Origin of the sequence: Pedobacter sp. SG908 (assembly GCF_011759615.1) — a bacterium.
GTDB lineage: Bacteria > Bacteroidota > Bacteroidia > Sphingobacteriales > Sphingobacteriaceae > Pedobacter > Pedobacter riviphilus.
The window spans coordinates 2420957-2434180 of the sequence record NZ_JAAOYY010000001.1 but is presented as its reverse complement, the minus strand read 5'-3'; the positions used below and the strand labels follow the sequence as shown (position 1 = coordinate 2434180).

Here is a 13224-nt window from a genome sequence, read left to right as displayed (position 1 = left end):
AGAACCCGTCCTTATTTATCTGTGTAAAAAAATTAAACCATTGTTTTCTTCCATTTTCCTTTTTTGAACAGAATAAATGCCGCTACTGCAATACCGGCTTCTGCCGTCGGGATGGCAATAAAAACACCTGTTGGCCCCATTTCTAAATATTTTGCTAAAAAGTAAGCCAGTGGAATCTGAAACAGCCAAAATGCAAAAACATTAATTTTTGTAGGTGTCCAGGTATCACCAGCACCGTTAAATGCACTACTGAATACCATTGCGGCCCCATAAATAACAAAACCGATGCTTAAAATTTTCAAAGCTTGGCTTGCAATGGCAATTACTTTTTCATCTGAAGTAAAGAAAGCAGCGAACAAATGTCCACAGGTTAAGAACAACACACTTACTACTGCCATGAAAATAATGATATACTTGAGGGTCTGGAAAACCGATTTTTCAGCACGATCTATATGACCTGCACCCAAATTCTGGCCAACCAGTGTAGCTGCCGCATTGCTTAAACCCCAGGCGGGTAACATAAAAAACATCATCAGCCGTAGTGCAGTTTGGTAACCCGCCGATCCTGTATCACCACCTGTAGTGGCCACCAGTTCTGCTAAAAATACCCAGCTACAACTTGCAATTACGAATTGAAAGATAGCTGGAGCGGCAATCTTAACGATAGCTTTAATCTGGGCAAAATCAGGCAAAAAGTGGCTAATGCGTATTTTTAATATGTTTTTACCACTGAACAGATTATAAACCTGATACGAAACACCCAAACCACGACCAATTGTGGTTGCAATTGCAGCACCTGTTAAACCAAAAGCTGGTATTGGACCTAAACCATTGATAAAAATAGGGCAGAGGATAATGTTAGCAATATTGGCGATCCATAAACTTCGCATGGCGATTGCTGCGTTACCTGCACCCCTAAAAATTCCGTTAATTAAGAATAACAGTACAATAATGATGCTTCCGCCCATCATAATACGAACGAATGCCACACCTTGATCAGCAGTTTCAGTTGAAGCTCCCATTAGTAATAGAATATCTTTGGCGTAAATGAAGCCCAGTATGCTGATGATAACGTTTACGAAAATCGCAATTATAATCGTCTGCATACCGGCTTTTGATGCCGCTTCTGGGTTTTTTTCTCCAATTCTGCGGGCAACCACCGCTGTCGCGGCCATACTCAAGCCGATGGCCAATGAGTAAATAATGGTTAACACAGATTCTGTTAAACCAACGGTCTGTATGGCGTGACTACTATTTTTCAAGTGCCCTACAAAATACAGATCGACTAAGGCGAAAACCGATTCCATAGCCATTTCCAGCATCATTGGAATGGCCAATAAAATAATTGCGCGTTTGATACTAATTGAAGTTAAATCAACCTCATGACCTTTTAAAGATTGGACGAGGATATCGAAAAAAGACGACAGTTTGCCCTGCGTCTTTGTTGACTGTGACATATAATAAAATAAAGTGTAAGGATATAAACCAATGATACGCCTTTAAGCGTACATATCTAAAAATTGAAAGGGAAGGGAATCCTCGGTTATTTAGAACCTCAAACGGATTGCAGATACTATCATGGCTCTGTTCTTTTTGATAAACCAAAGATAGATAAAATTTTGAACTGTCAAATTTAGATGACTTCTTTTTGTGAAAGTGATTAGTTTTTGTGATTTTTTCTGCTACGGAGGCACGGAACCCTCGGATTTATAACATCTTTAATTGGTGTAATCACTTTCTATATACTATAGGCTTTAATCATTTCTTCTGAAACCTTTGTTCCACGGCCAGTAGTTAAATCAATCAATACGTAATCAAAAACACCATCTGAAGCAACTTTTCTGGTTTTCTGGTTAATAATTTCGAACTGAACTGAACAGCCTTTATCGTTCATGGTTAAAATACCAGTCCTAATCAGCATTAAGTCATTCATCAACAATGGGCGTTTAAAGTTAATGTCAACATGGCTTACAACCCAGCCAAGCCCTTGTTTGGTAAAATGCTCCCAAGGCATGCCGTAGAATTTTTCCATCTGCTCATAACGTGCTGCCAGTACATAATCCAAGTATTTGCTGTTATGTACATGGTTAAACATGTCTATATCATCCGGGCGGACGCGTAACTCACTTTCGAAAATGCTATATTGATTCTTTTCCAAGGGTAAATGTTTTGTGCAAAAGTAAGCTTTTGATATCTTTATATAAAGATGTATTGATGTAAAGATATATCGTCTATTTTTCGTATTTTTGACATGAAATGGGAAAACTTAAAATATATGATATAAATACTCCACGCGAAACAATTGTTGAGGAACGTGATGCTATTTATTTGAGTCGCACCCCTGAGCAGCGTTTTTTTAGTGTTCTGCAGCTTAATAATATTTCGGTTACCATGAATGGCGGCAAGCCACTAAAATCTCCGCAAGGCAAAGGGCTTGTAATCCGTAAGCCATCAATTTAATTGGTTTATGTCTTTTGATAAAGAAAATCCTGAAATGCTTTTGTTATTAGAAACATTTGAGCATTTTAACGTCAATTATCTAATTGTTGGCGGCTTTGCCGTTAACCGATATGGTTACAACCGTACTACAGGCGATTTAGACATCTATTTAAAAGACACAAAAGAGAACAGGCAAAACCTTATTTACGCTTTAGATAAAATGGGGTACGGCCGGTACGATATGTTGTTAGACGTTCCAATTATGGCAGGCTATTGCGAAGTCTTAATGGATGATGGCATGTATGCCGATCTAATGACCGATATCCCCGGCTTGGATAAACAGAAATTTAATGAGTATTTTGAAATGGCTACAATTGATGAAATAAATGGAATTAAAGCTAGATTTCTTCATTATAACCACCTTTTAGACAATAAGAGGGCAACAAACAGACCTAAAGATCAATTGGATGTTTTAGAATTAGAGCGCGTTAATAAAAGAAATTAAGTTAATTGCAACGTTGTTGTTCTTAAACCGGACTTAGCGGAAATACTTTTGATCCAGGTCTTCGACAGGCTCAGACTGACATTGACAAAAAGATTGCTGCGGAGACGAGAGGTAGCAAACGATGTAAGACTGAATTTGCTTTTTAAAAATGATAAATTAAAATTTAATCAATTTTCCGTGGCCCAGCTTTATCATTACTGATAAAACGCCATTCTTCTCCATAAAGCGATTTATATTGAACCATTATTTTAATACCATACTTTTCGACCAAAGGCCCAAGCCGTTCATCCTCTATTTTTATCAAGCTTAATTTTTCACCAACTGGCAAGACCTCATTTTTCCATAGATTGGTAAGTATTACCGTTTTAGTTGAATCCAATTTGTGTTCGGTTTTGATTTGTTTAAGGATTTGGGCTATGTTTTGATAAGATTTTGATTTATAATAAAATGCATAATCAGATACAATTGCTGGTCCCAAACCTTGATTTGTAACTACCAGTTCGTAATGATAAGTTTGGTTGTTAGAATTTTTATTTTCAGAAAAACTATTTGAATAGCTCATTAATAACGGTTTTACTGATGCATATTGCTGGATTCGCTGCAATCTGGTTTGGTACAATGTTATAATAATTGCGCAAATACTCGTTACAATGGCACACACACCAACTAGAGTGTTTAATGATAATCGGGGTTCTTTATTAACCTTTGGTTTCTGCATTTTCTTAAATTAATTATATCCAGGTTCTAAAAGTAGAAAAACTTCAGGATTGATTTTTTAATACTATTAATATTTACGTTAATAATCAAGATATTAAAGCCTGAAAATTATCTGTATCATCGTTTGTTTATAATCAGAAAAACCTTATCTTTGCGCCACAATTAATTAATTTTTATTGCTTTAATATTATTCAAGAAATGTATTTAAGTCCAGAAAAGAAAGCCGAAATCTTTAAACAACACGGCGAAGTAGAAACCAACACTGGTTCTGCAGAAGGTCAAGTAGCGTTATTTACATACCGTATTGCGCACTTAACAGAACACTTAAAGAAAAACCGTAAGGATTTTTCTACTCAGTTGTCACTTCAAAAATTGGTAGGTAAACGCCGCGGTATTTTGGCTTACCTGTACAAAAAAGATATTGAGCGCTATCGTGCTATCATCAAAGCTTTATCGCTTCGTGATATCATTAAACAAAAATAAGCGAATTTTATCAGCGAAAGCCATTCTTACGGGAGTGGCTTTTTACTTTCCTGTTAATTTTTTTAACGGGATTTGTTATGATAGGCTTTTTTAATCCTATCTTCGTTTGCAAAAACAAAAACATATATAAACAACGGTGTGTAGAAAGAGGAAAACACACCATAATTCTAATTAAATGAATGTAATAAAAAAATCGTTCGATTTGGGCGATGGCAGAATTGTAGAAATTGAAACTGGTAAACTGGCTAAACAAGCTGATGGTTCCGTGGTAGTAAAAATGGGCGATACCATGTTGTTAGCAACAGTTGTATCTACTGTTGGGGCTAAACCAGGTACTGATTTTTTACCTTTATCGGTTGATTATCAGGAGAAATACGCGGCTACAGGCCGTATCCCAGGAGGCTTTTTACGTCGTGAAGCAAGATTATCTGATTACGAGGTATTAATTTCACGTTTGGTAGATAGAGCTTTACGCCCGCAGTTCCCTTCTGATTATCACTCTGATACACAGGTGATGATTTCTTTAATCTCTGCTGATAAAAATATCATGCCAGATTGTTTGGCAGGTTTAGCAGCATCGGCTGCATTATCAGTTTCTGATATTCCTTTCAACGGTCCGATTTCTGAAGTGCGTGTAGCTAAAATTGACGGTAAATTGGTAATCAACCCATTTGCCAGCGATTTAGAACGTGCTACACTTGAATTTATGGTTGCCGGTTCTGCTAACGATATCTGTATGGTAGAAGGTGAGTGTGATGAAATTCAGGAAGATGAAATGGTTGAAGCTTTAAAATTTGCACATGATGCAATTAAAGTTCAATGTGCTGTTCAGGTTGAATTAACCGAAGCAACAGGTAAAACTGTAAAACGCGAATACAGCCACGAAGATCACGATGCTGATTTAAAAGCAAAGGTTTACGCTGATACTTATGATAAAGTTTATGCCGTGGCTAAAGCCGGTGGTAATAAAGATGTCCGTAAAGAAGGTTTTACAGCAATCATTAACGAATTCTTCGAAGCAATGCCAGAAGATACTGCAGATTTAACCAAGGCAATGGCTAAACATTACTACCATGATGTTCAGTACGATGCCATCAGAAATTTATTGTTAGATGAAGGTATCCGTTTAGATGGTCGTCAAACTACAGAAATCCGTCCTATCTGGAGTGAAGTTGGTTATTTGCCGGCTGCTCACGGTTCGGCTGTATTTACACGTGGCGAAACTCAATCATTAACTTCAGTTACTTTAGGTAGCAAAGATGATGAGCAAATGATTGATGGAGCTTTCTTTAATGGTTACCAGAAATTCTTATTGCACTATAATTTCCCAGGTTTTTCAACTGGTGAGGTTAGACCGAACAGAGGCGCTGGCCGTCGCGAAATTGGTCATGGTAACTTAGCTCAGCGTTCGTTGAAAAAAGTATTGCCACAGGGCGAGGCAAATCCTTATACTATCCGCGTGGTTTCTGATATTTTAGAATCAAATGGTTCATCATCAATGGCAACTGTTTGTGCGGGTACATTGGCACTTATGGATGCCGGTATTAAAATCAAAGCTCCGGTTTCAGGTATTGCAATGGGTTTAATTACCGATGAGAAAACCGGTAAATATGCTATCCTTTCTGATATTTTAGGTGATGAAGATCATTTAGGTGATATGGACTTTAAAGTAACCGGTACAGAAAATGGTATTGTTGCTTGCCAGATGGATTTAAAAATTAATGGTTTATCTTACGAAGTATTAACCAAAGCTTTGTTACAGGCTAAAGATGGTCGTTTACATATCTTAAACGAGATGAAGAAAACCATCAGCACACCTAACGAAGATTACAAACCACATGCTCCTCGTATTGTTTCTTTAACTATTGATAAAGAATTTATTGGTGCAATTATTGGCCCTGGAGGTAAAATTATTCAGGAAATGCAACGCGAAACCGGTGCTTCAATCTCTATAGAAGAAGTTGATGGTAAAGGTATTGTAGAAGTGTTCGCCGATAACAAAGCAGCAATCGATGCAGCGGTTACCCGTATCCGTAATATCGTTGCTAAACCAGAAATTGGTGAAATTTACCAAGGTAAAGTAAAATCAATTATGCCATTCGGTGCATTTGTTGAGGTAATGCCAGGTAAAGATGGTTTATTGCACATCTCTGAAATTTCATGGGAGCGTTTAGAAACCATGGATGGCGTATTGAAAGAAGGTGATAAAATCGAAGTTAAGTTGTTAGACATCGATAAACAAGGTAAAATGAAACTTTCTCGTAAAGTTTTATTACCTAGACCAGAAAAACCAGCTGCACCAAAAGCTTAAATAGATAAACGTTATGTTGAACTTGTTTCAGCATCTCAATAGCAAAACCCTTTCAGTTTACTGGAAGGGTTTTTTGTTTAATATGAAACGTTTTCTTAGCTTTATTCAAGTTCTAAATCGCTCCTCAGATATGAAAAAAAGTATCTTTCTTTTGTTGTTTTTAGTTTTTATTATTTTTTTTAAATATTCAATAACTCGATAGTTTCTAACTAAAAAGATTCATACATCTTTTGTAACTTGCATCGTAGCGTCATGCTGAATTTATTTCAGCATCTTTCCTGCTATTAAGCCCCCTGAAATGAATTCAGGGTGATAACCGTTATTTTAAAAATTAATAGCGGAATTTGAAATTAAAAGACTAAAAGATAATTAAATGAAATACATCATAGCCCCATCTATACTTTCGGCCGATTTTGGCAATTTACAGCGCGATATTGAAATGATTAACCAGAGCGAGGCCGACTGGTTCCATGTTGATGTGATGGATGGTGTTTTTGTACCCAATATATCTTTTGGTTTTCCGGTTATGGCAGCAGTTAAAAAATATGCAACCAAACCTTTAGATGTTCATTTAATGATTGTTGATCCGGATAAATATATCGAGGATTTTGCCAAGGCAGGTGCGGATAGGATTACCGTACACTACGAAGCCTGTACACACCTGCATAGAACTATTCAGTTAATTAAAGCATCTGGTTGTAAAGCGGGTGTAGCCTTAAATCCGCATACGCCAGTAACCTTGTTGCAGGATATAATAGAAGATCTTGATCTGGTACTTATTATGTCCGTTAATCCAGGTTTCGGCGGGCAGACTTTTATTCACAATACCTACAAGAAAATAAAGGATCTAAAGACCTTAATTCAAGGGGTAAACGAAAACTTAATTGTCGAGATTGATGGTGGTGTCGGTTTGCAAAATATTGCTACATTAGTAGCAGCAGGTGCCAATGCTTTTGTAGCTGGAAATGCAATTTTTGCGACTGATAATCCAACAGAAACTATTTCCAAAATGAAAAGCCTGACAGCTAGCACTATAAATATTTAATTGTTAAATGTTTTATTGCTAAATTGTTTTTAGGATAAGGCGGATACAGTCTTAATGCCTGATACATTTGTCTTGATACTAAAAAATGCTCAAATTTCGGTTAATCCTTTTCCTTTTAATTGCTGGCTGCGGTTTTGCTATCGCTCAGCCTTTAGTTAGGGTTTCAGGAATAGTTTATAGCGATGAAAAGTTGCCATTATCTCAGGTTACCGTTACGGTTCTCGGACAAGCGCAATCAACAGTTACTGATGAATTTGGCGTATATACCATTTATTCAAAATCGAAAACATTTAGTATTAAATATTTGCTTTTGGGCTATCAACCTCAAACTATAAAGTTTAATGAACGCTCGGGAGCTCGAATTATTAAACAGGTAAATTTAATAGCCAATATCAATGAATTAGAGCAGGTTAACATTACCAATAAACAGAATCAACTAAGTAACACCACAACTATTAATATTGCCGATGTTTCATCAATGCCATTGGTTTCTGGCAATTTTGAAAGCATGCTTAAAACCCTTCCTGGTGTATCTACAAATAATGAATTAAGTGCCCAGTATAGTGTTCGGGGAGGTAACTTTGATGAAAATCTGATTTATATAAACGATGTAGAAATTAACCGGCCAGTATTAATCCGCAACGGACAACAGGAGGGGCTAAGCTTTATCAATTCAGATCTAGTGAGTAAAGCAAAATTCTCTGCAGGTGGCTTTGAAGCAAAATATGGTGACAAACTTTCTTCGATTTTAGATATCAGGTATGATAAGCCGGATAGTAATCAAACTATTTTTAGTACCAGTCTTTTAAACACGTCATTAAGTACAAAAAAGATATTCAAAAACAGTTTTCTGTTAACCGGGTTGCGGTATAAAAACAATTCGAATGTACTAATTAAGCAGGACGAAAAAGGAAGTTACAGCCCGAATTTTGCTGATGCACAATTGCTCTACCAATATGATTTTTCACCTAAATTCAATGTGAGTTTCCTCGGTAGTTTTAATCTTGGCCAGTTTAAATTGGTACCAACCAACAGAGAAACCCAATTTGGAACTTTAAGTACTACCTTAAGGCTTAACGTTGATTATACCGGTCAGGAGATAGATGATTACCGAACATTAGGAAGCGCCGTTACAGCTACCTACTCTCCTAAACCTAATCTGGTTATCAAGTTGATCAACAGCTACTTCAATACCATTGAAAGAGAACGTTTCGATATCAATGGAAGTTATATTTTCGCTGAAGTGGATAATGCTTTTTCGGGTGAAAATTTTGGTGTAATCAATAAAAACAGAGGCATTGGCAGTTACTATAATTATGGGCGGAATAGTTTAAATACCCAGGTTTTTGCTTCAGAAATAAAGGTCGATCAGAATTTTAACAGTCATGTTTTTTCATGGGGACTGAAATTCGACCAGTCTAAGTACAATGATCAGTTGAATGAATACAACTATACCGATTCGGCAGGATATATTTTGCCAAACAAGTCGAAAAATATCACTTTACAGAATGTAATTAACGTTAAGAATAACCTTGATATTAAAAATTATAGTGCTTACATCCAGGATAGTTACTCGCTTTCCGGTTCCGCTGAGTTGCAGTTGGGGGCACGTGCTACTTACAGTTCGCTAAGCAGGCAATTGTTAATCAGTCCAAGGATTTTAATTGCTTACCGGCCCAATTCGAACAATAAAATTTTAAGATTTTCTGCGGGTGTTTATAAACAACCTCCTTCCTACAGAACCATTCGCGATTTTTCGGGTGTGTTAAATATCAATCAGAAAGCACAAAGTTCTTACAATACTTCCTTAGGCTATGAATATGCATTTGATGCCTTCGGAACAAGACTGAAATTTACTTCGGAAGCTTACTTTAAATATTCGGATCGATTAATTCCTTATAAAATTGATAATCTGAGGATTAAATACCTGGCGAATGAAGTATCGCGTGGTTACGCTTACGGTGCTGATTTTAGTATTGGTGGCGAGTTTGTTAAAGATCTGGTTTCTTATTTCAGAATGTCGGTAATGCATGCTAATGAAGATATTATTGATGATAGTTATGTTCAAAATGGAACTACAGTTTATCCTGGTTATTTAAAACGGCCAACAGATCAGCGCTTAAATTTTTCCATATTTTTTCAGGATAGGCTGTTGAATAGTCCTACCTATAAAGTACACCTTAATGCTCTTTATGGTTCGCGTTTGCCAATTGGTCCATCACAAACACCAAGGTATTTGGATAAATTTTTTATTCCATCGTACAAACGTGTAGATATTGGTTTCTCTAAAGATTTTCTTGATGATGCCGCACTACGTAAACCTAAGTTTCTGGACAGGAATTTCAGTTCGGTTATTCTGTTTTTTGAGGTTTTTAATATGCTGAATATTGACAACACGGTTTCATATTTATGGCTAAAAGATGTAGATAATGTTCAGTATGCCATTCCAAATTATTTAACAGGCAGGCAGTTTAACCTGAAGTTGATTGTGAAGTTGAAAAATAAGCCTTAAACTACTAAACCTATCAGGTTTTTAAAATCTGATAGGTTTGGCAAAACAGTCTTTATCTTTTTGTCTTTCTGATTAATGAATTCTTTTGCAAAAACTGCAACAAAACGCTCAATTTTGTCGAGATTTTTAACAAAATTTAATTTTTTAAGTAACGATTTTATGGGCATAACTGCTTTAAAAATTTTACATTTACGCCCATAAAACATTATATAATAAGATGAAGCATAATTTTGGCGCAGGCCCTTGTATTTTACCTCAAGAAGTGTTTAAACAAGCAGCTCAGGCTGTTTTAGATTTTAACGATGGATTATCAATTTTAGAAATTTCGCACAGAACAACCGAATTTGAGGCAGTTGTTGCTGAAGCTGATAAATTGGTAAAAGAATTATTAAATGTGCCGTCGGGTTATTCCGTTTTATTTTTACAAGGTGGTGCAAGTTTACAGTTTGCAATGGTTCCGATGAACTTATTGGGCGATGGACAAACAGCGAGTTATTTAGATTCTGGCGTATGGGCAACCAAAGCTTTAAAAGAAGCTAAATTTATAGGTAATGTAAATGTGGTTGCTTCTTCAAAAGATGCAAACTATACTTTTATTCCAAAGGATTTTGAAATCCCAGCCGATAGTGCTTATTTTCATTATACTTCAAACAATACTATTTATGGAACGGAGCTTTTCGAAGTACCTAAAACAAACGTACCAGTTGTTTGCGATATGTCTTCTGATATTATGAGCCGCGTAATCGATGTTTCAAAATTTGATTTAATTTATGCCGGAGCGCAAAAAAATGTTGGCCCTGCTGGTTTAACCATCGCTATTGTTAAGAATGAAGTTTTAGGCAAAATTGACCGCAAAATTCCATCAATGTTGAACTATCAATCGCATATTGATAATGATTCGATGTACAATACCCCTCCGGTTTTCTCTATATACGTTGCTTTGTTAAATCTTCGCTGGTTAAAATCGAAAGGTGGAGTTGCTGAAATTGAAAAAGAAAATAAACAAAAAGCTGAAGCACTTTACAGAGAAATAGACCGTAATTCGTTGTTTAAAGGAACCTGTGCAATTGAAGACCGCTCTAGAATGAATGTTTGTTTCGTAATGGAAAATGCAGAATTGGAAAAACCATTTCTAAAGTATGCAGAAGAACAAGGTATTGTGGGTATTAAAGGTCATAGAAGTGTAGGCGGTTTCCGTGCTTCAATGTATAATGCCCTGCCAATTACAAGTGTTCATGCGTTAATAGATGCAATGCAATCATTTGAAGAACAACAAGCAAAAGTAAATTAATTTAAATTTTAACCACAGATGAATACTGCGATTGTTTAATCAAGTAAATCTGTGCAATCATACATACAATGATTAAAATATTAGCAAACGATGGGATTGACCCGATCGGAAAAGAATTATTAGAAAAAGCGGGTTTCCAGGTTGATACAGAAACCATTCCGCAAGATCAGTTAGCCGAAGCCTTAAAAAACTATGATGCCATTACTGTTCGTAGTGCAACAAAAGTTAGAAAAGAATTAATTGATGCCGTTCCAAATATCAAATTAATTGGTAGGGGTGGCGTAGGTATGGATAATATCGACGTGGAGTATGCACGTAGCCAAGGGATTGCAGTTGTAAATACTCCAGCTGCCTCTTCATTATCAGTTGCTGAATTGGTATTTTCTCACCTATTTACAGGTATCAGATTTTTACAGGATGCTAACCGTAAAATGCCTGTAGAAGGTTCAACCCAGTTCAATAACCTTAAAAAAGCGTATGCTAAAGGAACTGAATTAAGTGGTAAAACCATTGGTATTATTGGTTTTGGTCGCATTGGTCGTGCTACCGCTAAAGTAGCTTTAGGCTTGGGGATGAATGTTTTGGCTTACGATTTATATCCATCAGAATCTGAAATTACTTTAGAATTCCAAGGTGGAAAATCTGTAAGTATTCCAATTAAAACGGTTACATTAGACGAAGTAATTACAGGAAGTGATTTCTTTAGTTTACACACTCCATTTGCCGACAAACCGATTTTAGGTGCAGAAGAGTTTGCTAAGATGAAAAACGGGGTAGGTATTGTAAACTGTTCTCGCGGTGGTACAATTGATGAACCAGCTTTAATTGAAGCTTTAAATTCTGGCAAAGTTTCTTTCGCCGGCTTAGACGTTTTCGATAACGAACCAACACCATTGGCAGAAATTTTAACACATCCTAAAATCTCCCTAACACCACATATTGGAGCTTCAACCAACGAAGCACAAGAACGTATTGGTACAGAATTGGCAACGCTGATTATCGAGCATTTTAAGAAATAAAATAAGGTCGTCACCCCTGAACTTGTTTCAGGGGCTTCCACTCTAGATAGATGCCGACCGCGAAGTAGCAACAAGGCAATTGAAAGCACTATTTCTATCTGTGAAATAAATTAAGCACGACGAATTTAGTGTAAAGACCAATCGATTGATTGGTCTTTACATTTTAATCTAACGCATTTGTTAACACCCAATAACGGTAAGCCAATATCGCCTTCTGAAAAGTAGTGAGCTTATTTGGATCTTTTTTGTACAAACTAGGCAAAATGGCCTTGTTTATCTTTGCTAGGATTTTAAACACGCCTTTTCTCATATTGCTGTAGTTTTTTATTAAAGAAATAAAATCCACCCCCCATTATTAAAATCAGAAATATGATGATGTAGGTTGATAAACTTCCTTTATTCTCTTTATCTAAATCTTCTTTAAGCTGCGCATTTTGGTCCTGAAGTTTTTTAATGGTACCCATATAAGCCTCAATACGTTGTTGCGAATTGTTTGCCACGGCTACTTTCTGCTGGTTCTGCAAATCTTTATAATCCATTAATACTTTCAGTTCTTTGAAAATGTTATTATCCGTTAAAACCACCTGACGAAGAATTTCATTGGAATTTTTAATGTCACGTTTGGTTTGCCAGCCAAATATCCCAGTTCGCTGATTTAAACTTTCATCATACTGGCCAAATTTGGTGCTTCTTTCTGCAAGCAATGAATTTATCTTAACACGTTGCGCAGCATAGGCGGCGCTATCTTGCTGCGCATAAGTTTGAAAGGCCAACAAAATAATCGGGAGCAGGTAAAAATAGTTCTTCATGATGATATAAACGTGAAAAGGATGGAAGTTGTTTTACTGGTTCATGGGTAATGCAAAGTGTCAAAAATATTCGTCATTTCAGCCGAATCGAAG

The 13224-nt window shown here is 36.4% G+C and carries 12 protein-coding genes; 8 read left to right on the top strand and 4 right to left on the bottom strand.

The genetic code is table 11. From position 1 onward, the window contains the following. Positions 1-32 precede the first annotated feature (32 nt). Both FHT21_RS09980 and FHT21_RS09975 read right to left on the bottom strand, forming a co-directional pair. Entirely contained in the window at positions 33-1457 is a 1425-nt protein-coding gene (locus tag FHT21_RS09980) for an MATE family efflux transporter (protein ID WP_167294523.1), read from the bottom strand. Between the two features lie 281 nt (positions 1458-1738). Further along, positions 1739-2158, bottom strand: coding sequence for an acyl-CoA thioesterase (locus FHT21_RS09975; protein WP_167294522.1), 420 nt, complete (start codon positions 2156-2158; stop codon positions 1739-1741). 98 nt (positions 2159-2256) lie between these two features. On the opposite strand from FHT21_RS09975, the gene FHT21_RS09970 reads away from it, so the two are divergent. Next, complete coding sequence (locus tag FHT21_RS09970; protein ID WP_167294521.1) at positions 2257-2460, top strand: hypothetical protein; 204 nt, start codon at positions 2257-2259, stop codon at positions 2458-2460. A 7-nt stretch (positions 2461-2467) separates the two neighbouring features. After that, on the top strand, positions 2468-2944 hold the full coding sequence (locus tag FHT21_RS09965) for a hypothetical protein (protein WP_167294520.1): 477 nt from the start codon (positions 2468-2470) through the stop codon (positions 2942-2944). 163 nt (positions 2945-3107) lie between these two features. Here FHT21_RS09965 and FHT21_RS09960 read toward each other — a convergent pair whose 3' ends face one another. Beyond that, on the bottom strand, positions 3108-3662 hold the full coding sequence (locus tag FHT21_RS09960) for a hypothetical protein (protein WP_167294519.1): 555 nt from the start codon (positions 3660-3662) through the stop codon (positions 3108-3110). Positions 3663-3859: 197 nt separating this feature from the next. Here FHT21_RS09960 and rpsO point away from each other — a divergent pair, with 197 nt between their 5' ends. The 6 genes from rpsO (at position 3860) to FHT21_RS09930 (ending at position 12322) form a co-directional block, all read left to right on the top strand. Next, positions 3860-4144, top strand: coding sequence for a 30S ribosomal protein S15 (gene rpsO, locus FHT21_RS09955; RefSeq protein WP_025146265.1), 285 nt, complete (start codon positions 3860-3862; stop codon positions 4142-4144). A 175-nt stretch (positions 4145-4319) separates the two neighbouring features. Further along, positions 4320-6455, top strand: coding sequence for a polyribonucleotide nucleotidyltransferase (pnp, locus tag FHT21_RS09950; RefSeq protein ID WP_167294518.1), 2136 nt, complete (start codon positions 4320-4322; stop codon positions 6453-6455). Positions 6456-6828: 373 nt separating this feature from the next. Then, positions 6829-7500, top strand: a complete 672-nt coding sequence (rpe, locus tag FHT21_RS09945) for a ribulose-phosphate 3-epimerase (RefSeq protein ID WP_167294517.1) — start codon at positions 6829-6831, stop codon at positions 7498-7500. Between the two features lie 85 nt (positions 7501-7585). Then, complete coding sequence (locus FHT21_RS09940) at positions 7586-10012, top strand: TonB-dependent receptor (protein WP_167294516.1); 2427 nt, start codon at positions 7586-7588, stop codon at positions 10010-10012. A gap of 217 nt (positions 10013-10229) precedes the next feature. Continuing rightward, positions 10230-11303 carry a 3-phosphoserine/phosphohydroxythreonine transaminase gene (gene serC, locus FHT21_RS09935; protein ID WP_167294515.1) on the top strand — a complete coding sequence of 358 codons (1074 nt, stop codon included), beginning with the start codon at positions 10230-10232 and terminating at the stop codon, positions 11301-11303. 68 nt (positions 11304-11371) lie between these two features. Next, a complete protein-coding gene (locus FHT21_RS09930) occupies positions 11372-12322 on the top strand; it encodes a D-2-hydroxyacid dehydrogenase (RefSeq protein ID WP_190328740.1) in 951 nt (316 codons plus the stop codon). A 290-nt stretch (positions 12323-12612) separates the two neighbouring features. Here FHT21_RS09930 and FHT21_RS09925 read toward each other — a convergent pair whose 3' ends face one another. Then, the gene (locus tag FHT21_RS09925; RefSeq protein ID WP_167294514.1) at positions 12613-13131 is read right to left on the bottom strand and encodes a hypothetical protein; all 519 of its coding nucleotides are present in this window, start codon (positions 13129-13131) and stop codon (positions 12613-12615) included. Positions 13132-13224: the final 93 nt, after the last annotated feature.